Annotated in this window: 22 protein-coding genes and 1 tRNA gene; 6 read left to right on the forward strand and 17 right to left on the reverse strand. The window is 69.6% G+C overall.

From position 1 onward, the window contains the following. Window positions 1-66: 66 nt before the first annotated feature. Window positions 67-142 (forward strand) — tRNA-Ala (locus tag NBE95_RS05790). 391 nt (window positions 143-533) lie between these two features. On the opposite strand, the gene NBE95_RS05795 is transcribed toward NBE95_RS05790, so the two are convergent. From NBE95_RS05795 to NBE95_RS05805, 3 genes are all read right to left on the reverse strand, one after another. After that, window positions 534-3,209: a DNA translocase FtsK gene (locus NBE95_RS05795; RefSeq protein ID WP_289892970.1), complete on the reverse strand. Its 2,676-nt coding sequence runs from the start codon at window positions 3,207-3,209 to the stop codon at window positions 534-536. A gap of 3 nt (window positions 3,210-3,212) precedes the next feature. Next, on the reverse strand, window positions 3,213-4,406 hold the full coding sequence (locus NBE95_RS05800) for an aminotransferase class I/II-fold pyridoxal phosphate-dependent enzyme (RefSeq protein ID WP_289892971.1): 1,194 nt from the start codon (window positions 4,404-4,406) through the stop codon (window positions 3,213-3,215). A 128-nt stretch (window positions 4,407-4,534) separates the two neighbouring features. Then, window positions 4,535-5,860, reverse strand: coding sequence for an amidase (locus NBE95_RS05805; RefSeq protein WP_289892972.1), 1,326 nt, complete (start codon window positions 5,858-5,860; stop codon window positions 4,535-4,537). A 130-nt stretch (window positions 5,861-5,990) separates the two neighbouring features. Between NBE95_RS05805 and NBE95_RS05810 the strand changes: the two genes are divergently transcribed. Continuing rightward, window positions 5,991-7,214 carry a UbiH/UbiF/VisC/COQ6 family ubiquinone biosynthesis hydroxylase gene (locus tag NBE95_RS05810; protein ID WP_289892973.1) on the forward strand — a complete coding sequence of 408 codons (1,224 nt, stop codon included), beginning with the start codon at window positions 5,991-5,993 and terminating at the stop codon, window positions 7,212-7,214. 165 nt (window positions 7,215-7,379) lie between these two features. Beyond that, window positions 7,380-7,976, forward strand: a complete 597-nt coding sequence (locus NBE95_RS05815; protein WP_289892974.1) for an outer membrane lipoprotein carrier protein LolA — start codon at window positions 7,380-7,382, stop codon at window positions 7,974-7,976. Between the two features lie 162 nt (window positions 7,977-8,138). On the opposite strand, the gene NBE95_RS05820 is transcribed toward NBE95_RS05815, so the two are convergent. From NBE95_RS05820 to NBE95_RS05840, 5 genes are all read right to left on the reverse strand, one after another. Beyond that, window positions 8,139-8,717, reverse strand: a complete 579-nt coding sequence (locus tag NBE95_RS05820) for a lytic transglycosylase (RefSeq protein ID WP_289892975.1) — start codon at window positions 8,715-8,717, stop codon at window positions 8,139-8,141. Window positions 8,718-8,792: 75 nt separating this feature from the next. Beyond that, the gene (modC, locus tag NBE95_RS05825; protein ID WP_289894844.1) at window positions 8,793-9,836 is read right to left on the reverse strand and encodes a molybdenum ABC transporter ATP-binding protein; all 1,044 of its coding nucleotides are present in this window, start codon (window positions 9,834-9,836) and stop codon (window positions 8,793-8,795) included. Then, a complete protein-coding gene (modB, locus tag NBE95_RS05830; RefSeq protein WP_289892976.1) occupies window positions 9,836-10,528 on the reverse strand; it encodes a molybdate ABC transporter permease subunit in 693 nt (230 codons plus the stop codon). Before modB ends, modC begins: the two co-directional genes overlap by 1 nt. Further along, window positions 10,525-11,265 (reverse strand): molybdate ABC transporter substrate-binding protein, encoded by a 741-nt coding sequence (modA, locus tag NBE95_RS05835; RefSeq protein ID WP_289892977.1) that lies wholly within the window; start codon window positions 11,263-11,265, stop codon window positions 10,525-10,527. The genes modB and modA overlap by 4 nt, the downstream gene beginning before the upstream one ends. 66 nt (window positions 11,266-11,331) lie before the next feature. After that, window positions 11,332-11,688 carry a LysR family transcriptional regulator gene (locus NBE95_RS05840; protein ID WP_289892978.1) on the reverse strand — a complete coding sequence of 119 codons (357 nt, stop codon included), beginning with the start codon at window positions 11,686-11,688 and terminating at the stop codon, window positions 11,332-11,334. 103 nt (window positions 11,689-11,791) lie between these two features. Between NBE95_RS05840 and NBE95_RS05845 the strand changes: the two genes are divergently transcribed. After that, window positions 11,792-12,973, forward strand: coding sequence for an acetyl-CoA C-acyltransferase family protein (locus NBE95_RS05845; RefSeq protein ID WP_289892979.1), 1,182 nt, complete (start codon window positions 11,792-11,794; stop codon window positions 12,971-12,973). A 399-nt stretch (window positions 12,974-13,372) separates the two neighbouring features. Here NBE95_RS05845 and NBE95_RS05850 read toward each other — a convergent pair whose 3' ends face one another. The 6 genes from NBE95_RS05850 to NBE95_RS05875 all read right to left on the reverse strand — a co-directional run bounded on the left by NBE95_RS05850 (window position 13,373) and on the right by NBE95_RS05875 (window position 19,037). Beyond that, window positions 13,373-13,987: a VUT family protein gene (locus NBE95_RS05850; RefSeq protein ID WP_019353354.1), complete on the reverse strand. Its 615-nt coding sequence runs from the start codon at window positions 13,985-13,987 to the stop codon at window positions 13,373-13,375. A 100-nt stretch (window positions 13,988-14,087) separates the two neighbouring features. Continuing rightward, on the reverse strand, window positions 14,088-15,221 hold the full coding sequence (locus NBE95_RS05855; RefSeq protein ID WP_289892980.1) for a serine hydrolase domain-containing protein: 1,134 nt from the start codon (window positions 15,219-15,221) through the stop codon (window positions 14,088-14,090). Then, window positions 15,218-16,186 (reverse strand): esterase-like activity of phytase family protein, encoded by a 969-nt coding sequence (locus NBE95_RS05860; RefSeq protein WP_289892981.1) that lies wholly within the window; start codon window positions 16,184-16,186, stop codon window positions 15,218-15,220. Before NBE95_RS05860 ends, NBE95_RS05855 begins: the two co-directional genes overlap by 4 nt. After that, window positions 16,159-17,031 (reverse strand): penicillin-insensitive murein endopeptidase, encoded by an 873-nt coding sequence (gene mepA / locus NBE95_RS05865; RefSeq protein ID WP_289892982.1) that lies wholly within the window; start codon window positions 17,029-17,031, stop codon window positions 16,159-16,161. Before mepA ends, NBE95_RS05860 begins: the two co-directional genes overlap by 28 nt. Continuing rightward, complete coding sequence (locus tag NBE95_RS05870; protein WP_289892983.1) at window positions 17,028-18,386, reverse strand: MFS transporter; 1,359 nt, start codon at window positions 18,384-18,386, stop codon at window positions 17,028-17,030. Before NBE95_RS05870 ends, mepA begins: the two co-directional genes overlap by 4 nt. Before the next feature lie 78 nt (window positions 18,387-18,464). Then, window positions 18,465-19,037, reverse strand: a complete 573-nt coding sequence (locus NBE95_RS05875; RefSeq protein WP_289892984.1) for an acyl-CoA thioesterase — start codon at window positions 19,035-19,037, stop codon at window positions 18,465-18,467. 146 nt (window positions 19,038-19,183) lie between these two features. Between NBE95_RS05875 and NBE95_RS05880 the strand changes: the two genes are divergently transcribed. After that, complete coding sequence (locus tag NBE95_RS05880; RefSeq protein WP_019353400.1) at window positions 19,184-19,477, forward strand: YggT family protein; 294 nt, start codon at window positions 19,184-19,186, stop codon at window positions 19,475-19,477. Further along, window positions 19,478-21,511 carry a DNA helicase RecQ gene (gene recQ / locus NBE95_RS05885; RefSeq protein WP_289892985.1) on the forward strand — a complete coding sequence of 678 codons (2,034 nt, stop codon included), beginning with the start codon at window positions 19,478-19,480 and terminating at the stop codon, window positions 21,509-21,511. 121 nt (window positions 21,512-21,632) lie between these two features. On the opposite strand, the gene NBE95_RS05890 is transcribed toward recQ, so the two are convergent. Genes NBE95_RS05890 through NBE95_RS05900 form a run of 3 tightly spaced genes read right to left on the reverse strand, consistent with a single transcriptional unit; the run spans window position 21,633 to window position 26,886 of the window. Next, window positions 21,633-24,728: an efflux RND transporter permease subunit gene (locus NBE95_RS05890; RefSeq protein WP_289892986.1), complete on the reverse strand. Its 3,096-nt coding sequence runs from the start codon at window positions 24,726-24,728 to the stop codon at window positions 21,633-21,635. Continuing rightward, window positions 24,725-25,822 (reverse strand): efflux RND transporter periplasmic adaptor subunit, encoded by a 1,098-nt coding sequence (locus NBE95_RS05895; RefSeq protein ID WP_289892987.1) that lies wholly within the window; start codon window positions 25,820-25,822, stop codon window positions 24,725-24,727. Before NBE95_RS05895 ends, NBE95_RS05890 begins: the two co-directional genes overlap by 4 nt. After that, window positions 25,822-26,886 carry an efflux RND transporter periplasmic adaptor subunit gene (locus NBE95_RS05900; protein WP_289892988.1) on the reverse strand — a complete coding sequence of 355 codons (1,065 nt, stop codon included), beginning with the start codon at window positions 26,884-26,886 and terminating at the stop codon, window positions 25,822-25,824. The genes NBE95_RS05895 and NBE95_RS05900 overlap by 1 nt, the downstream gene beginning before the upstream one ends. Window positions 26,887-26,898 lie beyond the last annotated feature (12 nt).

Here is a 26,898-nt window from a genome sequence, read left to right on the forward strand (position 1 = left end):
AAGCGATGCGGGCCGGTCGCGCGGCTCTTGACAAGGCGCGGCGGCTGGGCGAGATAGCACGCCGATGGGGCCGTAGCTCAGTTGGTAGAGCGCATCGTTCGCAATGATGAGGTCAGGGGTTCGATTCCCCTCGGCTCCACCAGGAAATCCACATAGCATAATGTTTTTGCAGGAACTTCTGCAGGCAGCCTTACCCTGTCCCATCATCAGGGCAAAGCTGGGCATGTTTCTGGCCTTGGCGGGGGCGAGATGGCTTTCCGGATCGGGCGATGCCTTCACAGAATCGCGCAAGGCGAAAAGCCGGGACTGCGCGTGACGGGACCGGGCCTTGGCCGCCGCGTCAGAGAGCGGGCGGCGGGCTGAACCATCCCGCGCTCGACGCCGCCACGCGCACGGGAGGCCGGTCCGGCGCCCGTGACCGCTGATCGGCCATATCGGCCAAATTGACCCTGCCCGGCCCTCCATGCGCCCTCGCCACAATGAAAAGGCCGGGCGCCATGGCCCGGCCCTGCTTTCATCCCGAAGCGCGTCGCTTACACCTCCGGCACCAGCACCTCGCGCTTGCCGACATGGTTCGCGGGGGTGACGACGCCCTGTTCTTCCATCTGCTCGACCAGACGCGCGGCCTTGTTGTAGCCGATGGCGAGCTTGCGCTGGATATACGAGGTCGAGCATTTGCGGTCCTTGGCCACGATGGCGACGGCCATGTCGTAAAGCTCGGCATCGCCGCCCTCGCCGGTGCTGAGCCCCAGCACCTGGTCGATGCTGTCGGCGCGCTCCTCGTCCGGGCCTTCGACCACGCCGGACATGTAGCTGGGCGGGCCGAAGCTTTTCAGGTGGTTCACCACCTCCTCGACTTCCTCGTCGGAAACGAAGGGCCCGTGGACGCGGGTGATGCGCGAACCGCCGGCCATGTAGAGCATGTCGCCCTGACCCAGCAGTTGCTCGGCACCCTGTTCGCCAAGGATGGTGCGGCTGTCGATCTTCGAGGTGACCTGGAAGCTGATCCGGGTCGGGAAGTTCGCCTTGATCGTGCCGGTGATCACATCGACCGAGGGCCGCTGCGTCGCCATGATCAGGTGGATGCCCGAGGCGCGCGCCATCTGCGCAAGGCGCTGGATGCAGGCCTCGATCTCCTTGCCGGCGACCATCATCAGGTCGGCCATCTCGTCGACGATGACGACGATATAGGGGAAGGTCTCGGGCTGGAATTCCTCGGTCTCGAAGACCGGCTCGCCGGTATCCTCGTCGAAGCCGGTCTGCACGGTGCGCTTGAACAGCTCGCCCTTGGCCAGCGCCTCGCTCACGCGGCCGTTATAGCCCTCGATGTTGCGCACGCCCATCTTGGACATCTTGCGATAGCGTTCCTCCATCTCGCCCACCACCCATTTCAGGGCGACGACCGCCTTCTTGGGATCGGTGACGACCGGGGACAGCAGATGCGGGATGCCGTCATAGACCGACAGTTCCAGCATCTTGGGGTCGATCATGATCAGCCGGCATTCCTCGGGCGTCAGCTTGTAGAGCAGCGACAGGATCATGGTGTTGATCGCCACCGACTTGCCCGAGCCGGTGGTCCCCGCGATCAGCAAATGCGGCATCTTGGCCAGATTCGCCACCACCGGCCCGCCGCCGATATCCTTGCCAAGCGCCAGCGGCAGCGGCTGGGTGCCGTCGCCATAGGCCTTGGAGGCCAGGATCTCGCGCAGCACCACCTTCTCCCGCCGGGCATTGGGCAGCTCGATGCCGATCACGCTGCGCCCCGGCACGGTCGAGACCCGCGCCGACAGCGCCGACATGCTGCGTGCGATGTCGTCGGCCAGGCCGATCACCCGGCTGGCCTTCAGCCCCGGCGCCGGCTCCAGCTCGTAAAGCGTGACCACCGGGCCGGGCCGGACCTCGGTGATCTGGCCCTTGACGCCGTAATCGTCCAGCACCGCTTCCAGCATCCGGGCGTTTTCGGTCAGTGCCTCTTGCGAGAGCTGGTGGCGCTCGACGGTGGTCGGCGCGGTCAAGAGCGACAGCGGCGGATGCTCGTAATGGCCGGCCGCCTCGTCGAAACGCAGCGCCGGCTGCGCCTCGGATTGCGCCTGCCGCGAGGGCGCGGGCTTCTTCGGCGGCACCACCACGCGCGGCGTCTCGGCGCCGAAGGGCGCGGCGCTGACGGGGTTGGCGAAATCCTCGCCCTCGTCCTCGTCCTCATCGGCGCTCAGCGGCGGTTCGGCGCGCGCCGGCGCGGCGCGGGCGCCGGCCAGCCGCGCGGTCACTGCCGAAAGCAGGCTGTTGCCGTCCGAGCGGGTGCGGATGGCATCGGTGATGCGGGCGCTGATGGCGGCGTTCGAGGGCGGCTCGTCATCCTCGGCATAATGGGTGTCGGGGTCGATCAGCTCGGGCTCGGGCGCGAAATCGCGGTCTGCGGCCAGCGGCGCCGGGGCAGGGCGCAGGCCCGGCAGGCCGCTGCGCGGCGCCTGCGGCAGGGCGGCCGCCCCGGCCCGGCCGACGCGATCGCGCCGGGCCTCGGCGCGGGTCTTGAGCCCGCGCGCCGCGCCCGAGGACAGCCGCGCGCCGCGATCCACCGCATGAAGCGCCAGAATGCGGGCGGTGGCCAGCCCCTCGGCCAGGAAACCGCGGATCGCCGTCAGCTCCTTGCGGTCGAAGCCCAGCACGAAGGCCAGGAAGGCCAGGGCGCCCGCGGCAGTCAGCAGCGCCAGAACCTTGATGGCGATCGAGGCCTTCATCGGCATGGCCGACAGCATGCCGCCCATCAGCATGTCGCCCAGATGGCCGCCCAGGCCGAAACTTTGCGTCCAGCCCGGGGGCGGGGCCATCGAGGTGGCATAGATCGACACCAGCACCATGGCGATGGGCAGGAAGATGCCGCGCATCAGCCGCTCCTCGCCCCGGTGCAGCATCAGCCGCAGGCCCCAGACGACGGCGCCGACCACCAGAACCCAGGTGCCATAGCCGGTGATCATGAACAGCGCCGAGGCGACATAGGCCCCGAAACGACCCAGATAGTTCTGCGCCGGCTGGTCGGTCGCCGACATGAAGCTGGGATCGTCGGGGGAATAGCTGACCAGCATCATCGCGATCAGCACGCCCAGGATCACCAGGCCCGCGCCCAGCAGTTCCTTGCCGCGCCGTTCCAGCGCCGCCTGCGTGCTCTGGTCGAACAGCGGATCGCGGTGTTTCGCCTGCCAACTCGCCATGCGTCAACCCCCTTGATACAAACAGTTTTTCAGGCGGTTCAGCGCCGCCTCGGTCTGCTCCGCCGGGGCGACCAGCGCCACGCGGATGAAATTCCGGCCCGGATTGCCGGCCTGGCCGTCGCGGGCCAGATAGGCGCCGGGCAGCACCTGGATGCCGGCTTCGGCCCAAAGCTTTCTGGCCGCCGCCTCGCCGTCACCGACGCTGTCCGGCACCGGCAGCCACAGGAAGAAGCCGCCCTGCACCGGCTGATAGCCCGGCACATTGCCCAGCACCCGGTCGGCGATGGCGTATTTCTGCTGATAAAGCGCGCGGCTGGCCTCGACATGGCCCTCGTCGCCCCAGGCCATGGCGCTGACCCGCTGCACCGGCAGCGGCAGCGGCGCGCCGGCATAGCTGCGCAACCGCCGCATCTGGGCGATCTGTTCCACGCCGCCCGCCGCGAAGCCCGAGCGCAGCCCCGGCAGGTTCGAGCGTTTCGACAGCGAGTTGAACATCACCACCCGATCGGGCAGCCCCATGCGCGTCGCCACCGCCAGCGCGCCGGGCGGCGGCGCGTCGCGCCAGATCTCGGAATAGCATTCGTCCGCAAAGACCAGGAAATCGTGCCGCTCGGCCAGCGCGATCAGTTCTTCGAGATAATCCTCGGAGGCGATGCTGCCCTGCGGATTGGCGGGCGAACACAGATAGGCCACCGTGGCGCGCTCCAGCACCGCCGCCGGCAGGTCGGCAAAGCGCGGCAGGTGCCCGGTCTCGGGCGCGGCGGGCACGAAGACGGGCTCGGCGCCGACGGCGGCGGCGGCCACGGCATAGACCTGATAGAACGGGTTCGGCACCAGGATCGCCGGGCGCTGGCCGTTCTTGCGTTCGGGCGCCAGCGCCAGGGCGGCGTTGAACAGCCCCTCGCGCGTGCCGTTCAGCGCCATGATCCGCTCGGGCACCACATCCAGCCCGTGGCGGCGCTGGAGCCAACCCGAGATCGCCGCCAGCAACTCGGCCGTGCCCTCGTTCGCGGGGTATTTGCCGAAATCGGCGATGCTCTCGGCCATGACCGGACCGACGAAATCCGGCAGCGCGTGGCGCGGCTCGCCAATGGTCAGGATCAGGGGATCGCCCCCGGGTTCGATACCCGCGAGCAGTTTCCGCAGGCGCGGAAACGCGTAATCCGGCAGGTTCGAGAACCGCTCGGGAATTGCCATGGCTGCCTCTCATTCGGGGTCGTTGCGCCCCGTTCGCGGCCAAGATTACCGGCAATCCCCCCATGCGTCCAGAGTTTCGCGGGCGACGGACCCGGGTTTTCCGGGGGTTTCCCCAAGAAATCCGGGGGTCAGCGCAAGGCGGCCTCGGCCGCGGCGGCGGCGGCCAGCAGGGCGCGGTCATGGCCAGAGCGGCCCATCAGCATGATCCCGCAGGCCGGATGGCCGGTGGGCAGGCTGATCGCGGGCAGGTTCAGCAGGTTGCCGATCCGGGTGTTGCGCAGGGTCAGCAGGTTCTCGCGCGCGAAGAAATCCGGCTCGGTCAACAGCCGGTTCACCGGCGGCGGCAGGATCGGCGCGGTCGGCAGGATCACCGCGTCGAAGCCGGCGACCAGCTGGTCCCAGTTGGCGCGCAGCCGGGCCAGTTCCTCCCAGCCGTCGACATAGGTGGCGGCCAGAACCTCCTTGCCGCCGCGGAACCGGTCGAGGATCGGCGGATACATCAGCTCGGGCGCGTCTTCGATCTGGTCGCGCCAGATGCCATAGGCCTCGGGGGCGAACAGGATCGCGGCCAGCGCCATGGCCTCGGCCACGCAGGGCGGCGCGGCATGGGTGATGCGGGCGCCGGCCTTGGCGAGCCGGTCTGCCGCATCGTGGAAAGCCGCGACCGGGGCCTCGCGCGCCTCGTCGAAGGGCACGCCGTCCAGCACCATCAGCCGCAACCCGGCCGGGCTGGCATCGGAAAGATCCGGCGCATTCTCGCCGCGCAGCACCGCGAACAGCTCGGCGCAATCCTCGACCGTGCGGGCGATGGGGCCGGCCACGTCGAAGCGCCGGCACAGCGGCACGATGCCCTTGCCGTGCACCGCGCCGGTGGTGGGTTTGAAGCCGACGAGCCCATTCCATGCCGCCGGCACCCGGATCGAGCCGCCGGTGTCGCTGCCGATGGCCGCCGCGGCCAGTCCCAGCGCCACCGACACCGCCGCGCCAGAGCTTGAGCCGCCCGGCGCCAGGGCCGGGTCGATGCTGTTCGGCGGCGTCGCCGTCATCGGGTTCACGCCCAGGCCGGAAAAGGCCAGTTCGGTCATGTGGGTCTTGCCCAGGCAGACCAGCCCGTCCAGCGTGGCGCCGGCCAGGATGGCGGCGTCGCATTCCGGCACCCGCCCGGCCAGCAGGCGCGAGCCGGCCTCGGTCGCGATGCCGGCGCTGTCGATATTGTCCTTCCAGCTGATCGCCACCCCGTCCAGCAATCCGCGCCGCAGCCCGGCGCGGGCGCGGTCATGGGCGGCGACGGCTTCGGCGCGGGCGCGTTCCGGGGTCAGCCGGGCATAGATGCGCTTGCCATAGGGATGGCGCGCCGCGGCCTCGAGATAGGCTTCGGCCTGCCCGACCGGGCTGATCAACCCGGCGAGGATCGCCCGCCCCTGTTCCGCCGCCGATGCCCTGAGCCAATCCATCCGCTTCCCCGACATTCCTGCCCTGCCAATCCTGGCTCAGGCTAGCCCGGCGCGGGGGCGCCCGCAATGGCGCATGGCGCGCGGCTTTGTTACATGGACATTGTTCGGGCGACAGGCATAGTGCGGGGCCATGATGACGGATTTCGATGTGGTGATCGCCGGCGGCGGGCTGAACGGCCCGGCCCTGGCGCTGGCGCTGGCGGATGCCGGCCTGACCGTGGCGGTGGTGGACGCGCGTCCCGCCGATGCCCGCGCCGGCGATGCCTTCGACGGCCGCGCCTATGCGCTGGCCCTGGCCTCGCAGCGGCTGCTGGCGGCGCTGGGGCTGTGGCGCGATCTGGCGGACAAGGCGCAGGAGATCCGCAGGGTCGAGGCCACGCAAGGCGCCCCCGGCGACGGGCCCGGCCCCTTCGGCCTGCATTTCGACGGCGCCGAGATCGAAGAGGGCCGGCTGGGCTACATGCTTGAAGACAGGTTCCTTTATCGCGCGCTGCTGGCCGCGATGCGCGACCGGGTCACGCATCTGCCGGGGGTTTCGGTCACCGCGCAGCAGGTCGAGGGCGCGACCATCAGGGTCGCGCTGTCGGATGGCCGCGATTTGCGGGCCCGGCTGCTGGTCGGCGCCGACGGCCGGCAATCGGGTGTGGCCGAACGCGCCGGCATCCGGCGCACCGGTCGCGACTACGGCCAGATCGCGCTGGTGGCGGCGGTCGATCACGCGTTGCCGCATCACGGCACCGCGCATCAGTATTTCATGCCCACCGGCCCGCTGGCCATCCTGCCGCTGCCGGGCAATCGCAGCTCGATCGTCTGGTCCGAGGCCGCGGCCCAGGCCCGCGCCATCATCGCCCTGCCGGATGCGGAATTCCTGGCGGCGCTGCGCCCGCGCTTCGGCGATTTCCTGGGCGAGATCCGGCTGGCCGGTCCCCGATTCTCCTATCCGCTGAACCTGACCCTGGCGGAACGCTATGTCGATGCGCGCCTGGCGCTGGTCGGCGATGCGGCGCATGGCGTGCATCCGGTGGCGGGGCAGGGGCTGAACCTGGGCTTGCGCGACGTGGCGGCGCTGGCCGAGGTTCTGGTCGCCGCTCGCCGCCGCGGCGAGGATATCGGCGCCGAGCTGGTCCTGGCGCGCTATCAGGACTGGCGTCGCCCGGACGCGACGGCGCTGGCGCTGGGCATGGACGGGGTGAACACGCTGTTCTCCAACGCCAATCCGCTGCTGCGCGCCGCGCGCGAGATCGGCATGGGCCTGGTCGATGCCCTCCCGCCGCTGCGGCGCGGCTTCATGCGGCAGGCGGCGGGGCTGAGCCTGCACCCGATGCCGCGGCTGCTGACCGGGCGGCGGCTCTAGGCCGCGTCCCGCAAAATTCCCCGCAAAATTCGGCGCCGGCTTCGCGCCCGGACAGGCCCGACGCAAATGCCTTGAAGGAACGCTCACACCGCTGTCAGCGTTGAGAGGCCGCGCATCCAGTGAACGTGATGTGCAAGACATCGAAGGATCGGTATCATCCAGCCCATGAAACTGAAAACGCTCGCCCTTGCGCCCGTCCTGTGCCTTGCCATGGCCTTCCCCGCCCTGGCCGAGAAGATCCCGCTGAACGAGATCTCGCGCTATCTCAACGGCCTGAAGACCGCCACGGCGGATTTCACCCAGGTGAATGCCGATGGGTCGATCTCGACCGGGGTGCTTTATATCCACCGCCCGAACCGGGTGCGGTTCGAATACAAGGGGGATCGCACCCTGGTGCTGGCCTCGGCCGGGCAGGTGGCGGTGTTCGACGGCAAGACCCGCAGCGCGCCGCAGCAATATCCGCTGTCCAAGACGCCGCTGTCGCTGATCCTGGCGCCGAACATCAACCTGGGCCAGGCCCGGATGGTGACCGGCTATGCCGAGAAGAAGAACACCACCGTCGTCACCGCCCAGGATCCGCAGCATCCGGAATACGGCAATATCCAGATGGTCTTTACCGCCAACCCGACGCAGTTGCGGCAATGGGTGGTGACCGATGATGCCGGAAAGCGCACCACGGTCATCCTGGGCGACATGAAGACCGGCGTGTCCTTCAAACCCTCGACCTTCGCCATCGAGAACGAGATCGCCCGCCGCCGATAGGGCCGCGGGCGGGTTGCGGACCCCGTGCCCAAGGCGCCGCGCCGGCAGGGCGGCCGGCATGGGTATTAGGACAACAGAGAAGCGCGCGCGCCGCGCCTCCGTCTTTCATCGTTTCATAAATACCCATGGGCGGCCGCGCCGCTGCGGGCGGCCGCCGGCAGGTCAGCGGCAGGAGGCGAGCTGCATCCGGTAAAGCTCGGCCCGGGTCTGGACCTTGCCGGCCACGTTCATCAGCCAGGGCTTGGAATTGTGCGAGCCGCGGGTGAAGCCGTTGCGGCCTTCGTGATAGGCCAGGTATTGCGCGCCGGCATCCCATTTCGAGATGCCCAGCATCCGCGCCGAGTCGTTCATGTACCAGCCCATGAAATCGGTGGCGTCGCGGATGTCGTCGCGCCGGGCGCGGCGGTTGCCGGTCTGCTTGCGGTAATCGTCCCAGGTGTCGTCCAGCGCCTGGCTGTAGCCATAGGCCGAGCTTTGCCGGCCCATCGGGATGATTCCCAGCGCATAGCGATGCGGCGTCCGCGCATCGCCGATGAATTTCGATTCCTGGTGGATCGTCGCCATCTGCACATGCACCGGGACACCCCAGCGCCGCTCGGTCGCCTTCATCGCCCGCATATAGGCGGGACGTTCCGCCGCCAGGGCGCAGGCGTTTTCCAGATTGCGCGGTGCCTTGTAGTTCCCGCCCCCTCCGCAAGAGGCCACCAGCCCGACAATGGCGAGCTTGAGAAACCTGTTCATACTGCCCTCATGTTTTTTGCGGGCAGCATAAGCGTAACTCCGGGCGCTGCGCAAATGACAAAGCCTCGACCGGGCCTAGCTGGGCAGGACCGAGACCGATTTCACGATGGCATGGCAGGCGATGCCCGGCTGCAATTCCAGTGCCTTGACCGAGCGCGGCGTGACTTGCGCAAGCATCCGCTCATCGCCCAGGGCCAGCTGCACCAGCCCGCCCTCGACCCGCGTCACCGTGACCGGCAGCACGTTCAGCGCCGACAGGCCTTGCGGCGCCGCGCGTGCCAGCATCACCTCATGCGCCAGGATCCGCAGCCGCAGCACCCGGCCGGGGGGCAGGTCCAGTTCCGGCAGCAGCATCGGCCCGCCGGCGGTGGCGACGCGGGTCATGCCGTCGGGCTCGCGGCCCTCGACCGTGGCGCGGATCAGTGCCCCCGCCTCGCGCGCGCCCAGTTGCGGGGCCAGCGCCGGGTCGGCCAGGATCTCGGCCAGCGGGCCGGAATGGCTGACACGGCCCTGCCGCATCAGCACAACCGTGGTCGCCAGCCGCAGCACCTCGGGCACCGAATGGCTGACATAGAGGATCGGCAGCCGGATCTGGTCCCGCAGGCGTTCCAGCCAGGGCATGATCTCGGCCTTGCGGCCCTCGTCCAGCGCCGCCAGCGGCTCGTCCATCACCAGCAATGCCGGGTCCGACAGCAGCGCCCGGCCGATGGCGACGCGCTGGCGCTCGCCCCCCGACAGTGTGCCGGGGCGGCGTTTCAGCAGCGGTTCCAGCGCCAGCATCCCGACGATGCGGTCGAAGTCGCGGGCCGCGCCGGGCCGCCAGCGCGAGGGATAGCGCAGGTTCGCCGCCACCGTCATATGCGGGAACAGCCGCGCATCCTGGAACACGCAGCCGATGCGCCGGGCTTGCGGCGAAAGGTTGGTGGCGCCGTCGAGGAGCAGGCGCCCGTCAAGCGCGATCCGGCCCTGGTCGGGGCGCAACAGCCCGGCGATGGCGTTGATCGCCGTGCTTTTCCCGCAGCCCGAGGGGCCGAACAGCGCCGTCACCCCGCCCGGCGCCCGGAAGGCCACATCCAGCGAAAGTCCGGGGAAGCGGTGGCGAAACGCGACTTCCAGCATCAGCGCCGTCCCGACATGCGCCATGCCAGCCATTCCGAGACCAGCACCGCCGCCATGGCGATCACCACCGAGACCAGCACCAGCCGCAGCGCCGCGGCATCGCCCGAGGGCACCTGCAGCAGCGCATAGATGGCCGAGGGCAGGGTCTGGGTCTGGCCCGGAATGTTCGAGACGAAGGTGATGGTGGCGCCGAACTCGCCCATCGCCTTGGCAAAGCCCAGGGTGGCGCCGGCCAGGATCGCCGGGACGATCAGCGGCAGGGTCACGGTCAGGAAGATCCAGGCCCGCGGCGCGCCCAGGGTGGCGGCGGCCTGCTCCAGCCGGGGGTCCACCGCCTCGAAGCCCAGCCTGATGGCGCGCACCATCAGCGGGAAGGCCATGATGCCGCAGGCCAGGGCCGCGCCGGTCCAGCGAAAGGCGAAGACGATGCCCAGCGGCTTCAGCAGGCTGCCCACCGGCCCCTGCGTGCCGAAGGTCACCAGCAGCAGATAGCCGGTGACGACCGGCGGCAGGATCAGCGGCAGGTGGACAAGGCCGCTCAGCAGCCCGTGCCCGGGAAACCGCCGCCGCGCCAGAAGCCAGGCGATGGCGACGGCAAAGGGCAGGCTGGCAAGCGTGGCGACGCCGGCCACCCGCAGGGACAGGCGCACGGCCTGCCATTCCTGAGGGCCAAGCCAGTCGGTCGGGATCATTGCGTGACGGTGAAGCCTTGCGATTCAAAGATCGACTTTGCCGGCTCCTGCGACAGGCTGTCAAGGAAGGCGGCGGCCTGCGGCGTATCGGCGGCCTTGGTCACCGCCCCCGGATAGGTGATGTCTTCATGGCTGTCGGCCGGGAAGGCGGCGACCACGCCCACGCCTTTCTCGGCCACGGCATCGCTGCCATAGACGATGCCCAGCGGCGCCTCTCCGGTCGCGACCAGCTTCAGCGCGGCGCGGACGTTGTCGGCCTGCGCGACCTGGCCCTCGACCTTGTCCCAAAGGCCCAGCGAGGTCAGCGCCGCCTTGCCATATTGCCCGGCCGGCACGGAATCGACCAGCGCCATGGCCAGCTTGCCGTCGCCCAGCAGGGCCGGCAGTTCGGTCACGGCTGCCTCGGCCGGCTTGCCGGTGCCGACCAGCACCAGCGTGTTGCCCAGCAGATCCTTGCGCGTGGCGGGGTCGATATCGCCCGATTCCTGCACCGCGTCCATCCAGTCCGTCGAGGCCGAGATGAACAGGTCGGCCGGCGCACCCTCCTGGATCTGCTTGGCAAGCTGCGAACTGCCGGCATAGGAGATCACCACCGTATCGTCATGGTGCTTCTGCCAATCGACGGCGATCTCGTCCAGCGCGTCCTTCAGGCTGGCGGCGGCAAAGATGGTGATCTCGTCGGCCTGCGCGGCGGGTGCAAATGCGATCAGGGCGGCGGCAAGGAAAGATAGACGCATCGGGCTGGTCCATTCGTTATGGTTCGATGGACATAACCAAGCGGCGGCATGGCTGGCAACCGTTATTTACTCTGGAACAGATCGCTGCCCGGTGCAAAGCCGCGTCAGTTGCCCCGCGCCCTGGTCGCGCAGCAGCGCCTCCAGCGCCCGGTAATCGGTCAGCACTTGCCGGCCCCGTTCGGTCAACTGGGCCCCGCCGCCCTTGGCGCCGCCGCGGCTGCTGTCGACAAGGGGGGCGTCGAAATGCGCATTCATCTCCTCGACCAGGGACCAAGCGCGGCGATAGCTCATCTTCATGCGCCGCCCGGCGGCCGAGATCGAGCCTTCCTCGTCGATGCCTTGCAGCAGATCGGCCTTGCCGCGCCCGAAGGTCAGGCCGGAATCGAAATGCAGACGGAGGCTGAGCCGGGGATCGTTCGTCATGGCCGCATTTTGCCCGGTTTCCGCAACGTTGCAAGAGGCGGGGCTTTTCCGTTCGCCACGCCGCCGCTACGAGTAATAAAATTCCAGCATGACCGGAGGCATCATGTCCGAGAACGAAATCGTCATTCTGTCCGGGGCGCGCACGGCCATCGGCACCTTCGGCGGCAGCCTGGCGGGCGTGCCGCCGATCCAGCTGGCCGCCACCGTGACCCGCGCCGCGATCGAGCGTGCCGGCATCGGCGCCGATCGCATCGGCACCGTGGTCTTCGGCCATGTGCTGAACACCGAGCCGCGCGACATGTACCTGTCGCGGGTGGCGATGCTGGAAGCCGGGGTACCGGACACCACCCCGGCGATGAACGTGAACCGGCTCTGCGGCTCGGGGGCGCAGGCCATCGTCTCGGCCGCACAGGCGCTGATGCTGGGCGATGCCGATTTCGCCGTGGCGGGCGGCGCGGAATCGATGAGCCGCGCCCCCTATGCCGTGCCGGCGGCGCGCTTCGGCGCCAAGATGGGCGACGTGCAGATGCTCGACATGATGGTCGGCGCGCTGACCTGCCCGATGGGCACCGGCCATATGGGGGTGACGGCGGAAAACGTCGCCCGCGAGCACGACATCTCGCGCCGGGCGCAGGACGAATTCGCGCTGGAAAGCCAGAAGCGCGCCGCCGCCGCCATCGCCGAAGGCCGCTTCAAGGAGCAGATCGTCCCGGTCGAGATCAAGACCCGCAAGGGCATGGTGGCCTTCGACACCGACGAGCACCCGAAATCGACGGATCTGGAGAAGCTGGCCGGGCTTAAGGCGGTGTTCCAAAAGGACGGCACGGTCACCGCCGGCAATGCCTCGGGCATCAACGACGGCGCGGCGGCGCTGGTGCTGGCCCGGGCCGAGGCGGCGCGGGCGGCCGGCGCCCGGCCGCTGTTCCGCGTGCTCGGCTATGCCGTGGCCGGGGTGCGTCCCGAAGTCATGGGCATCGGCCCGGTGCCGGCGGTCGAGGCGCTGCTGCGGCGCACCGGCCTGAAGGCGGGCGATTTCGACGTGATCGAATCGAACGAGGCCTTTGCCGCCCAGGCGCTGGCGGTGAACAAGGGGCTCGGCCTCGATCCCGCCCGGGTGAACCCGAACGGCGGCGCCATCGCGCTGGGCCATCCGGTCGGCGCGACCGGCGCCATCGTCACCATCAAGACCATGTATGAGCTGATGCGGACCGGCGGCAGCAAGGGCTTGATCACCATGTGCATCGGTGGCGGTCAGGGCATCGCGCTGGCCATCGAGCGTATCTGAGCCTGGCTCGACCCGGTCCCTGCCTCGGGGCCGGGTTTTCTGCGGCACTGCCGTATGGGTATTTGGGAAACGGTGAATGACACGCTCGCTTTCACCGTTTCCCAAATACCCCCGGGAACCTTCGCGTTCCGGCGACCGCGCCCGATCTGCACCGGCGGATGCAACAGCCGAAAATGGAACGAGCCGCCCTTTGCAGAACGGCTCGCGAGATCCACGGAGATGGTCCGGTTAGGGTTGGTGCCCACCGTCCCAGCCAGGGTTTACGACCCTTGGGGCTGCCCTCAGGCCACGGCCCCCCTGACTGTCCCGACACCTCTCTCCAATATCACTCTCGACACTGGACCACCTCCTTTCAATAAGTTGCCGTATGGGTTCAGCCTGCCACAGAACCATTAACAGTCAATGAATTTGCGCGCGGCGCCGGATCAAATTTCCGACGGCGATGCGGAACGGCACGAGCGCCAGCACGGCCTGCGCCAGCTTCACCGAACAGTCGGCGACGGCCAGCGACACCCACAGCGGCTGCGCCGGGCCATGGCCCAGCAGCGGAACCAGTTCATTTGCCCAGGAAACATCGTCCGCCGGAAAGAGCGGCGTCAGTTGCGTGGCAAAGGCGATGCTGAAGAAGACAGCCGTATCGAAGATCGACCCGGCGACGCTGGCCGCCAGGGGTGGTAGCCACCAGTTGTATTTTCGCAACTGGTTGAAGACGGCAATGTCCATCAGCTGCGCCGAAAGGAACGCGGCGCCCGAGGCGACGGCGATGCGCAGCGTGGTCTTGTCCATGCCGGCGGCGACCAGCGAACACAGCACGCCGGTCACGAAGCCGGCATAGACCACCTTGCGCGCGGCGGTCGGGCCATAGACCCGGTTCATGATGTCGGTCACCAGGAAGGCGACCGGATAGGTCAGCGCCCCCCAGGTCAGCCAGGCGCCCAGCAGGTGCTGGACCAGGATGTTCGAGGCCACCACGACGATGGCCATGGCGATGACGCCGGGAAGGATACGGGGCATGTTTGGTTTTCCGTTTTGGCAAGGTCGCGGAGACTCGGCCCCGTGCGGGGCAAGGCCGCATAAGGCCGTCCGGGGATTCTGTCAACGATCTTGCGCGGGCTTATAGCGCGAGCGCGGCGGCGATTTCCACCGCGAAGGCGCCGTTCATGCCTTCGAGCGCCGTATTGGTCAGCGCCACCAGGCTGCGGCGCCGGGCGGGATCGACGATCCAGCTGTGGCCGTAGATGCCGCCCCAGCCCAGGCTGCCCTGCGGCAGGCCGATGCCGGCCGCCTCGGCCTCGGTGATCACCGCGCCCGCCCAGGCGTGGCCCCAGCCGGGACCGCGCAGCGGGTGGCGCTGGCGGATGCGGTTGCGCCGCGCCTCGGCGCGCAGGTTCCCGGCCAGGAAACTGCCCTCGCGCAGGGTTTCCAGCAGCGCCAGCGCCGCCTCGGCCGTGCCGGCCATGCCGCCGCCGCCGGACGGATAGGCGGAAGGGTCGCGGATGCGCTCGGGCAGATAGGCATAGCCTTGTTCGGGCTGCAGCGGGTTCCGGACCCGGGTCGGGCCGCGCATCCGCCGCGGCTCGGGGCGGGCATCGGCGTAATTCGCGGCCAGATCGACGGAATCCGGGGCGTGGAAGCCGGCTTCGACGCCCAGCGGGTCGGTGACCAGCCGGGCCATGGCCTCGGGCAGCGGCATGTCGGCGGCGGCCTCGATCACCGCACCCAGCACGTCGGTCGCCACCGAATAGCGCCAGCGCGTCCCGGGCAGCCGGTCCAGCGGCACCGAGGCGATGCGGCGCAGGTTTTCGGCCAGCGAGAGGCCGCTGTCGCCGATCCCGTCCGAGACCTGGGCGCGGGCATAGGGCCCGTCCGGCGGCTGGTTGAAACCGTAATCCAGCCCGGCCAGATGCGCCATCAGCTGATCGACGGTGATCACGGGGCGGCTGCCGTCGGGCAGGGCGGGGGTGAAATCCGGCAGCCAGCGCGTCACCGGATCCTCGGGCGTCAGCCGGCCCGTCTGCATCAGCCGCAATGCCGCGACCGTGGTGAAGGGTTTCGAGACCGAGGCGTAGCGCAGCCAGGTCGCCCGCCGCATCGGCCGGCCGGATTCGCGGTCGGCGAAGCCTGCGGCACGGGCATGGACCAGCCGACCGGCTTCGGCCAGCAGGACCACGCAGCCGACGATCCGCCGCTCGGCCAGCGCGCGGTCGACGGCGCGGTCCAGGGCGGCGACGCTGGCGGAAAGGCTCATTCCGCCACCCGGTATTCCACCAGTTCGGTGCGTTGCAACCAGCCGAAATTGTCATCCGAGATCAAGGTCATGCGAATACCCCGCCCGTCATGCCAGACCGAGATCCCCTCAAGATTGTCATATTGCAGCGGCCGGGATTCCAGCAGCACCCGCTCGTTCGAGACGCCGGTTTCCGACAGGTCGAAGCGGCGAACGCGGGAGCGGAAGCCCAGCAGGCCCTTGAAGTCGCGTTCCAGCAGGTAGAAGCGCCCGTCCGGGCCGATATCGGCGCCGACCGCCAGCCAGTCGCCCGAGCGCGGGATCGAGAAGGGCTGATCCCATCTGCCGTCCCGCCAGCGCCAGACCGGAAATGGCCGGGTCAGCGCGCCGGACCGCTCGGGCAGGGTCAAGAGCGTGCCGTCGGGCAGGATCGCCAGCGCCTCCAGCGAGGAATTGCGCTGCATGGTCTTGAACTCCGGCGGCCGGGGCAGGGGCTTGGCGGGGCTGTCGGCCGTGTCGTGGCGGGCGATGCGGGTCAGCCCCTCGAAGCTGATCCAGAGCGTGCCGTCGGGCGCGATGGCGAGCCCCTCGCTGTCGCCCTGCCAGCCGGGTTTCAGCGGTTTGCCGGTGCTGTCGCGCAGCCGGGCGCGGCCGGCCAGCTCCAGCCCGCGAATCCGGCCCTGGGCGTCGCGCTCGACGCTGCCCCAGCGGATGGTGGCGCGGTCCGAAAGCGCGGTGAAGCGGCTGCCGTCGGCGCTGATCTCGATGCCCGAGAAGCCGCCGAAACTCTCGTCCTCCAGCTGCCAGACATAGGTGGCGACGTAATCGACACGCGGCGCCGCCGAGGGCGCCGGATCGGCCGCGCAGGCCGAGGAGGCGGAGAGCAGCAGCAGCGACAGCGCCAGACCCGGCAGGCGGCGGGACCGCGCTGCCGCGCCGCCGGCCGGGCCGCCGCGCCTTAGCGGGCGGTGGCGACGACCTGGCATTGACGGGGCATCTCGCTCAGCCGGAAGCTGCGGGGGTGGCGATAGTTCGGGTCGGGCGGCACCGGCTTGACCCGGCTGGGATCGATGCGGTTCTTGATCCATTCCGCCGCCTCGGCGCAACCGTCGCCGGGCGGCGGCGCGTCCTGCTGCTGGCAGACCGAGCCCGCCGGGCAGGCCATCCGGACATGGAAGTGATAGTCATGCCCGCCCAGCGGCCGGATCTTGCGCAGATAGCGGCGGTCGCCGGTTTCGGTCTGGCACATCGCCAGCTTGGCCACCGGATCGACGAAGATGCGTTCGACCCGCGGATCGCGGGCGGCGGCGCGCATGATCGCCATGTGACTGCCGCTCCACAGGCCCGAGGGCGCGGTGCCGGCCCGATTCACCACCGATTGCGACGAGATCCGCTCGCGCTGCGCCGCGGTCAGGCGCAGGCTTTGCGGCGGCAGCATCCAGACATCGGCATCAAGGCCGGACTGGTGGCTGGCATGGCCCGAGGTCATCGGGCCGCCGCGCGGCTGGCCCATGTCGCCGATGTAAAGCCCCTGCCAGCCGGCCTGGCGCGCGGCCTGCGACAGGCCGATCAGGAAGCCGACCAGTTCGGGATGGCCCCAATTGCGGTTCCTCGACAGGCGCATCGCCTGCCAGGTCGGGCCGGATTCCGGCAGCTGCACGGCCCCCGAGACGCAGCCCTTGGAGTAGAACCCGATCGAGACGGGGGCGCCGCCGGTCGGGCCGGGAACCGCGCCGAAGACGCTGCGGGCCAGCGGGTCGGCCCCGGCGGGTTGCACGAGGCCAAGCCCGGTCAATGCCAGCACGGCGGCGGTCAGGAATTTGCGGATCACTGCTCGGCCTCTCCTTTTGCTTTGACCCAAACTAGCAGAATCAGCGCCAGAAGGAACATCCCGATAAGCGGAGAGATGCCGAGCCGTTGGCTTCCGGTCACATCCGTCACCGCGGCGATCAGCAGCGGCGCCAGGAACGCCGTCGCCTTGCCCGACAGCGCGTAGAGGCCGAAGGCCTCGGTGGCGCGCTCGGGCGTGGTGTGGCGCACCATCATCGTGCGGCTGGCCGATTGCAGCGCCCCCCCCGCGCCGCCGATCAGCGCACCGCAGAGGAAGAACAGCGCGTCGGGCAGGCGCGAGCCCTCGGCCAGCGGCAGGCCCAGCACCTGCTCGCGGCTCATGCCGGTCAGCAGCACGCAGACCCCGGCCAGCACCAGCGTGCAGGCGACGATCACCGGCTTCGGCCCCCAGCGCCGGTCGGCGCGGCCGCCGATCCAGCTGATGACGGCGGCCGAGACGGCGCTGACCACGCCGAAGACCCCGGCCAGGAACACCGGCCAGCCCAGCACCGTGCCGGCATAGACGCCGCCAAAGGCGTAAAGCGCGTTCAGCGCATCGCGCGAGAACATCGACGAGACCAGCCAGGCCGCCAGCGAATGCCGCCAGCGCAGGCTGGCCAGCAATTGCGCCAGCGCCCGCATCGCCGCACCCGGCCGCACCGGCCGGCGCGGTCCCGGCGTCTCGGGCACCCAGAGCGCGAAGGGGATCATGAAGACCAGATACCACAGCGCGGTGAACGGCCCCGCCGCCCGCGTGCCCTCGCGCAGGCCCGGATCAAGGCCCAGCACCGGGGGGATCCCCAGCATGGTGCGGCCGGTCTGCGGGTTCTCGGCCAGGCACAGCAGCACCACCGCCAGAGCGATCACCCCGCCGAGATAGCCGAAGGCGAAGCCCGAGCCCGAGACGCGGCCGATCTCGTCATGCGGTGCCAGCCCCGGCAGCAGGGCATTGGTGAAGATGGTGGCGAATTCCATGCCGATCAGCCCGATGCCGAAGCTGATGATTGCCAGATGCAGGTTCGGTTGGTCCGGCATCAGCAGCCACAGCCCCCAGGCGCCGGCCATGTAGAAGGCGGAAAAGATCCAGACCCAGACCAGCCGCCGCCCGCTATTGTCGGCGATGGCGCCCAGCACCGGGGCGAGGACGGCGATGATGACGCCGCAGATGCCCAGCCCGTAGCCCCAGAGCGACTGCGCCGCCGCCCCCGCCGCCTCGGGCGTCATGCCCTGCGCGATATAGTGCTGGCGGGCGACCTCGGCGTAATAGACCGGGAAGATGAAGGTCATCAGCAGCGTCGCGAAGGGCTGGCTGGCCCAGTCGAAGAACCACCAGCCCCAGATCCGCCTGCGTTCCATGATGGTTCCCCGCCCTTGGAGGTGCGCCGAAGCGCGCCCTGTGTCCCGCCGTTCGGGGCGCATAAGGCCCCAGCGCGGTCAGGCTGGCAAGTCGGCATTCCGGTCGGCTGGGGTAGTCGGCGGCAGCACCGGCGGCCAGGGCCGCTCGGCATCCGCGGCGATCCAGGCCTGGACCCAGCCCGGCAGCGCGGGGCTTTCCGGGTCGCGCCCGGCCGCCTGCATCAGCCGCGCCGGCGCGACGATGCCCTGGGCCGAGGTGATGGCGCCGCGCAGCAGCATGTGGTTGCAGCACTCGCCCGCCCGCCACATGCTCTGTTCCATGTAAAGGAAGCGCGCGTCCCAGCCCAGCGTGCGCGAGACCATGGTGAAGCGCTGGAATCCCTTGATCCGCCGCCGGTAGCGCACGGTGTTCCCGGCCACGGTGATGCCCCAGCCGTTTTCGCGCATCGTGCCGATGATGCCGGTGCGGACCGCCATCGGCAGCCGGCCCAGGTCGTAAAGCGTCAGGGTGCGGCCGTTGTTCAGCTCGATCCACGGGTCCAGATCCCAGGGCCAGCAGCGATGGGTCGAGACATGCGCGTCCAGCACCCCGATCCGGGGGCTGCGGCGGAACTTCAGCATCTCCTTGGCAAAGCGGAGCATGGGATACATGGGCGGCTTCCTTCTGCCTTGGACAACGCGGCGGGGGCTAGCGGCGGCCTGCCGGGGCGTCAATCGGAACGCTGCGGCCATGCTTGCAGCTTGCGCAACGCGGATGCCTGCCTTACCTGTCCGGGGAACAGCCGGAAGGGAATGGAATGGGCACGCTCTACGAAGCCTTGATGCTGATACTCGACGTGGTCTGGTTCGTGATGATCGCCCATATCATCATGTCCTGGCTGATCAACTTCCAGGTGCTGAACCTGCGCCAGCCGCTGATCTGGCAGATCTGGAACGGGCTCAATCGCCTGCTGGAGCCGATCTACGCGCCGGTGCGCAGGATCCTGCCCAATACCGGCGGGCTGGATCTGGCGCCGCTGGTGGTGTTCATCGCCATCATCATCCTGCAGCGCGCGCTCGCCAACAACGCCGGCTGGTTCTACGGCTTCTAGATGTCGGCCGCCCCCCTTCTGCGGCAGATCTTCGGCTTCGACGCCTTCCGTCCGGGGCAGGAGGAGATCGTCGATGCCGTCGCCTCGGGGCGCGACGTGCTGGCGATCATGCCGACCGGCGGCGGCAAGTCGCTGTGCTACCAGCTGCCGGCGCTGATGCGCGACGGGCTGACGGTGGTGATCTCGCCGCTGATCGCCCTGATGCGCGACCAGGTGCGGGCGCTGACCGAGGCGGGCGTGGCGGCCGCCGCCCTGACCAGCGGCAATTCCGACGAGGAGAACAGCGAAGTCCTGCGGGCCATGGCCGCGCGCGAGCTGCGGCTTCTGTACATGGCGCCCGAGCGGCTGGCCTCGGGCGCGACCATCCCGATGCTGCGCCGCGCCGGCGTGCAGGCGATTGCCGTGGACGAGGCGCATTGCGTCAGCCAATGGGGCCATGATTTCCGCCCCGACTATCTGCGCGTGGGCGAATTGCGCCGGGCGCTGTCGGTGCCGCTGGCCGCCTTCACCGCCACCGCGGATGCGGAAACGCGCGAGGAAATCGTCAAGCGCCTGTTCGACGGCGCGCAGCCGCAATCCTTCCTGCGCGGCTTCGACCGGCCGAACATCCACCTGGCCTTTCAGCCCAAGGACGGGCCGCGCCGGCAGATCCTCGACTTCGCCGCCGCGCGTCGGGGCCAGTCCGGCATCGTCTATTGCGGCACCCGCGCCAAGACCGAGACGCTGGCCGGGGCCCTGAACGACGCGGGCCTTGCCGCGGTCGCCTATCACGGCGGCATGGAGGCCGAGGCCCGGCGCGAGGTCGAGGCGCGGTTCCAGCGCGAGGACGGGCTGATCGTGGTCGCGACCGTGGCCTTCGGCATGGGGATCGACAAGCCCGACATCCGCTGGGTCGCCCATGCCGACCTGCCGAAATCCATCGAGGCCTATTACCAGGAGATCGGCCGAGGCGGCCGCGACGGCGCCCCGGCCGAGACCCTGACGCTTTACGGCCCCGACGACATCCGCCTGCGCCGCGGCCAGATCGACGAGGGGCTGGCCCCGGCCGAGCGCAAGGCCGCCGACCATGCCCGGCTGAACGCGCTGCTGGGCCTGGCCGAGGCCACCGCCTGCCGCCGCGTCGCCCTGCTGGGCTATTTCGGCGAGGCCGCCGCCCCCTGCGGCAATTGCGACATCTGCGACAACCCGCCGGAATGTTTCGACGCCACCGAGGCGGCGCAGAAGGTGCTGTCGGCGGTGCTGCGCACCGGCCAGACCTATGGCGCCGGTCATGTCATCGACGTGCTGACGGGCACCATGACCGAACGTATCGGCCAGCGCGGTCATGACCGGCTGCCGACCTTCGGCGTCGGCCGCGACCTGTCCAAGGCGCAATGGCAGGCGGTGATCCGGCAGATGCTGGGCCGCGACCTGATCCGCCCCGACCCGGAACGCCACGGCGGCCTTGCCATCACCGCCGCCGCCCATCCGGTGCTGCGCGGCGAGGAGCGGATCACCCTGCGCCGCGACGCCATGACCCGCGCCCGTCCCGCCGTGGTCGTCCGTACCCAGGTCGATGACGAGGACGCGCCGCTGCTTTCCGCGCTGAAGGCCAAGCGCCGCGCGCTGGCCGAGGCGGCGCGTGTGCCGGCCTATGTCATCTTCCCCGACCGCACCCTGATCGAGATGGTCCAGACCCGCCCCAAGACGCTGGACGAGATGGCGCGGGTGAACGGTGTCGGCGCCAAGAAGCTGGAAAGCTATGGCGAGGATTTCCTGCGCGTCATCGCCGGCGAGGTGGCGCCGATGCATCCGGCGCGCCGGGCGCTGGCCGGGCGCGATGCGGGTGCGCTGTTCGACCGGCTGGCCGAGGCACAGGCCCGGCTGGCGCGCGGCGAGGACGGCACGGAAAAGCCGCTTTCGGTCAGCAACTCGATCCTGCGCCGCATCGCCGAGGACCGGCCGCGCGACCTGTCGCGCTATCTGGACGCGGCGCGGCTGGACCGTTTCGGCGCTAGCTTCGCCGTCGAGATCGCCGCCGATCCCGGGGCCTGAGCCCGGCTAGAGGCTGATGCACAGCTTGCAGGTGCGGCAGGTGCAGATCGAGTCGCAGCCCGCCAGCGGCAAAAGCAGCAGCAGGGCCAGCAGCAGGTTTCGGATCATCGGCCTTTTCCCCTTATTGATGCGCCGCGGCGCGGGCGCGGTCCTCGGCGCCGGGCATGGGATCGCCCTCGGGCGGTCGCACGCCGAACACCGCGCAGTAAAGCGCCGGAACGAAGATCAGCGTGACCAGCGTGCCGGCGATGATGCCGCCCATCATCGCGAAGGCCATCGGTCCCCAGAACACCTGCCGCGAGATCGGGATCAGCGCCAGACTGGCCGCCGCCGCCGTCAGCAGGATCGGCCGGGCGCGGCTGTCCGAGGCCTCGAACACGGCGTTCCAGCGGGAATGGCCCTGGGCGATCAGCACCTGGATCTCGTGCACCAGGATCACCGAGTTGCGGATCAGGATGCCGATCAGCGCCAGGATGCCCAGGATGGCGACGAAGCCCATCGGCACCCCGAAAGGCAAAAGCGCCGCGACCACGCCGATCAGCCCCAGCGGCGCCGCGGCAAAGACGATGAAGGACAGCCGGAAGCCCTGCATCTGCACCATGACCAGCAATGCCATGACCAGCAGCATGACCGGGACCACCGCCGCGATCGGCTCCTGGCTTTCGGCCGAGGTCTCGACCGTGCCGCCGACCGCCAGCCTGACGCCGGCGGGCAGGGTGCTTTGGAACGCAGCCACCCGGTCGGCCAGGGCCGCGACCAGCGTGGCGGGCTGGTCCTTGCTGGCGATGTCGGCCTTGACCGTTACCGTCGGCAAGCCGTCGCGCTGCATGATCAGCGGCTGCTCGGTACCGTATTCCAGCTTGGCCAGCGAGGCGAGCGGGATCGGCGTGCCGGTCGGTGTCGCCAGTTGCAGGTTCTGGATCGATTCCACCGACTCGCGATCCGCCTGCGCGCCCCGCGCGGTGACGTTGATCAGGAAGATCCCGTCGCGAAGCTGGGTGATGGTCCGGCCGGTGAAGGTGCCCGAAAGCGCGCCCGAGATATCCTCGTTCGTCAGCCCCAGCCGCCGGGCCTGGTCCTGGTTGACCTGCAGCCGCACCACGCGGGCGGGCTCGCTCCAGTCCAGCGCGATGTCGCGCAGCCGCGGCTCGGTCGCCAGAACCGCCGCCAGGTCGCGCGCCGCGTCCCGGGCCTGGTCGGGATCCGCGGCCGAGACCCGGTATTGCACCGGCTTGCCGACCGGCGGCCCGATCTCGAGATTCTTCACGTAAAGATCGGTGCCGACCAGCTGGTTGCGGCCGAACTCCACCAGCCTGGCCTTGAGCCGGTCGCGCGCCGCAAGGTCGGGGGTCTGGATCACGATCTGGCCCATATAGGGGCCCGGCGTCGGCACATCCATCGACAACACGAAGCGCGGTGCGCCGCGGCCGACATAGGTGGTCCAGAACAGCGCGTCCTGTTCGCCGGCCAGCATCGTCTCGATCCGGGCCATGTCGGCGTCGGTCTTAGCGATCGAGGCATTGGCGCGTTCGGTCACGTCCACGATGATTTCGGTCCGGTCCGAGGTCGGGAAGAACTGCTGCTCGACGAAGCGCATGCCGAAGACCGAGGCACCGAAGACCGCCAGGGTGATGGCGATGGTCGGCCACTTGTGCTGCATGCCCCAGAGCAGCAGCCCGTGGAAACGCCGCCGCAGCCAGCCCGGACCCTCGGCCGCGTGCTTCATGCGGGCGGGCAGCAGCGTCACGCCCAGCAGCGGCGCGAACAGCACCGCCACGATCCAGCTGACGATCAGCGAGACGGCGATGACCACGAACAGCGAAAAGGTGAACTCGCCCGCCGCCGAATTGTTCAGTCCGATGGGGATGAAGCCCGCCACCGTGACCAGCGTGCCGGTCAGCATCGGGAAGGCGATGGAGCTCCAGGCGTAGCTGGCGGCGCGCTCGAGGCTGTCGCCGACCTCGAGGCGCGAGATCATCGTCTCGATGGCGATCATCGCGTCGTCGACCAGAAGCCCCAGCGCGATGATCAGCGCCCCCAGCGAGATGCGCTGCAGGGTGATGCCGTAGAGGTCCAGGATCACGAAGGTGATCGCCAGCACCAGCGGGATGGTCAGCGTCACCACCAGCCCGGCGCGCAGGCCCAGGCTGACGAAGCTGACCAGCAGCACGATGGCGACCGCCTCGGCCAGGGCCTGCACGAAATGGCCGACGGCCTCGTCCACCACATGCGGCTGGTCGGCGAACTTGGCCATCTCGATGCCGATAGGCAGGCTGCGCGCCACCCCGGCCATCAGCGCGTCGACCTGCTTGCCGAATTCCAGGATGTTGCCGCCGTCGCGCATGCCGATCTGCAAGCCGATGGCCTCGCGGCCGTTATAGCGGAACAGCGCGCTGGGCGGATCCTCGTAGCCGCGCCGGACGGTCGCCACGTCGCCGATGTTGAAGAAACGGTCGCCCACCCGCAGGTTCACCGCCGCGATCGAGGCCGCGTCGTCGAACTGCCCGCCGACGCGCACCAGCACCTGCTCCGGCCCCGCCTGCACGATGCCCGAGGGGGTGATGGCGTTCTGCACCGCCAGCGTCTGCACCACCTGGTTGTGGTTCAGTCCCAGCGCCGCCAGCCGGGCCGAGGAGAATTCCAGGTAGATCTGTTCCTTGCGCACGCCCAGCAACGAGGTCTTGCCGGCCATCGGCAGGGCCTGGACCTGCTTGCGGATATCCTCGACCCTGTCGCGCAGCTCGCGCTGGGTGAAGCCGTCCGAGGTGAAGGCGAAGATGTTGCCGAACACGTCCCCGAAATCGTCGTTGAACTGGAAGCCTTGGAATTCATGGGGAAATTCTGGGCGGATGTCCGACATCATGCTGCGGACCCGTTTCCACACTTCCGGCACCTGGGGGCCGCGGATCGTCGGGTCCAGTTCCAGATAGACGATGGACTGGCCGGGCATGGTGACCGAGCGGGTGAATTTCAGCTCGTCCAGCTCCTCGAGTTTGGTCTCGATCCGGGTGGTGACCTGATCCAGCGTGTCCTCGATGGTGGCGCCGGGCAGCGAGGCGCTGATCACCATGATCTTGATGGTGAAGTTCGGGTCCTCCTCGCGGCCCAGACGCAGATAGCCGAGCGTGCCCGCCACCATCGAGACGATCAGCAGGAACCACACCAGAGAACGGTGGTGCAGCGCCCAGTCGGAAAGGTTGAAGCCGCGTCCCGTCATGGTGTCACGCTTTGTCCCACGGATTGGCCCTCGGTCAGCGAATGGATGCCGCGGATCACCACCTCCTCGCCTGGTGACAGGCCGGATTCGACGGTGACGCGGCCATTGAGCGCCGGTCCCGGGACGGCGATCCGGCGCAGCGCCACCCTGGCGTCTTCGCCGGTGCGGGTCACGACCCAGACATGCGGGGCGCCGTCGCGTTCCAGGACGGCTGCCTCGGGCAATGCCAGGCGGGTGGCGGCCTTGCTGCTGGGCCGGGCGCGGACCAGGGCGCCCAGGCGAAGATCGGCATCGTCCTGAAGCGCCAGGTGAATCCGCCGGGTTCGGGTGACGGCATCGGCCACCGGCTCGATCAACGAGACGGTGGCGGGCAGCAGGCGGTCGGGATCGCTCTCGGACCAGACCTCGTAGGGATCGCCGTGCCTTATCCGCGACAGCGCGATGTCGGGCAGGTCGATCACCGCCTCGATGCCCTTCTGGGTGGAAAGCTGGACCACGGGTTCGCCCGCGCTCACCACCGCGCCGGCATTCGCGAAGACGGCGCTGATCACCCCGTTGAAAGGCGCCCGCATCTCGGCGAAACCCTCGGCGTCGCGGGCGCGGATCAGCTCGGATTCGGCCTGCTGTTCGGCGGCTCGGGCGGCGATCAGCGCGCGCTCGACCTGTTCCAGCTGCGCGGCCGAGGCGACATTGCGCTGCGCCAGCGCCCGGGTTCGGTCGGCGCTGGCCTGGGCGGTGCGCAGCTCGACCGTCGCGGCATCGACCGCGGCCTGGGCGGCGCGAACGTCGCCCCGCAGATCCTCGGGGTTGAGCGTGGCCAGCACCTGGCCCTTGCGGACGGCATCGCCGATATCGACATTGCGCGCCGTCACCCGGCCCAGGGTCTGAAAACCCAGCGCCACCTCGATGCGGGCCGCGATCACGCCCGGCATCGAAGGACCGGCGGTCATGTCGTCGCTGACGACGGTGCTGACCACCGGGCGCGGCGCCGGCTCGGGCGCGGGCGGGGGCTTGCGCCAGGGCAGATCGAAGGCCGGCGCGCCCTGGGCGAGCACCAGCGACAGCAGCAGGGCAAGGGCTACCGGCTTGCGCATCATTCCTCCTCCGCCGCGGTGCCGGCATCGGTGACCTCGCGGCCCGGATAAAGCCGCTGCGCGCCGGCGCCGACGACGATCTGCCCCGGCTTGACGCCGTCCTTGAGAATCACCGTGCCGTTGGTGAACCGCTCGATCTGCACCGGCGCCAGCGAGACGCGGTTTGCGTCGCCCACCAGCCAGACCGCCGGCTTGCCTTGGGCCGCGGTCAGTGCCGTCCAGGGCACGGCGATGCCGCTGCCGGCCGGATAATGCACCGCGCCCCGGACCGCCGCCCCCAGCAGGCTGACGGTGGTGGGGGCATCCTCGATCTCGGCGCGGACCGTGACCGAGCCGGTGGAGGGATCGACCAGCGGCGCGATCTCGGTGACATGAGCGGTCATGCGCAATTCGGGAAAGTCGATGCCGGAAAGCGAGACCGGTGCGCCGATCGCATCGCGCAAAAGCGGCGTGTCGGCCGTCTGGAACACCGCCTCGCGCCCGGTGGCCGAGGCAAGCGAGAGCACCGCCTGGGCCGCGCCGACGATCTGCCCCGGTTCGGCCTTGCGCGAGATCACGATCGCATCGGTGGGGGCGCGGATAATGGTATCTTCCAGCGCGCGCTGCGCCTGACCCAGGGCGGAACGCGCTTGCGTCAGCCCGCCGGTCGCTGCTGAAAGCCCCTGGCTTGCCGCGTCCAGGGCGGCGCGGGTGCCCACGCCGCGCTTCAGCATGGCATCGGCGCGTTCCAGTGCCTGCCGCGCCTGGGCCTCGGTCGCCTCGGCCGAGGCGACGGCGGCTTCGGCCACGCGCAGCGCCTGCTCCTGCTGCAGCGGATCGGTGCGGGCCAGCGCCTGGCCTTTGCTGACGCGGCCGCCCTCGTGGACCAGAACCTCGGTGATGCGGCCGCCCTGGCGGAAGCCCATGTCGACGCTGTCCTGGGCGGCGATGGTCCCGGTCAGGGCAGCGTCGAAGATCAGTTCGGTGCGCTCGACGGCGACGAATTCCACCGGCAGCGGCGCTTCGGCCCGGGCAGAGGAGGCGAATGGCAGGAGGGCCAGGATCAGGATGGTCAGGCGCGGCATGTCAGCCCCGTC

Origin of the sequence: Paracoccus sp. TOH (assembly GCF_030388245.1) — a bacterium.
Lineage (GTDB): Bacteria > Pseudomonadota > Alphaproteobacteria > Rhodobacterales > Rhodobacteraceae > Paracoccus > Paracoccus simplex.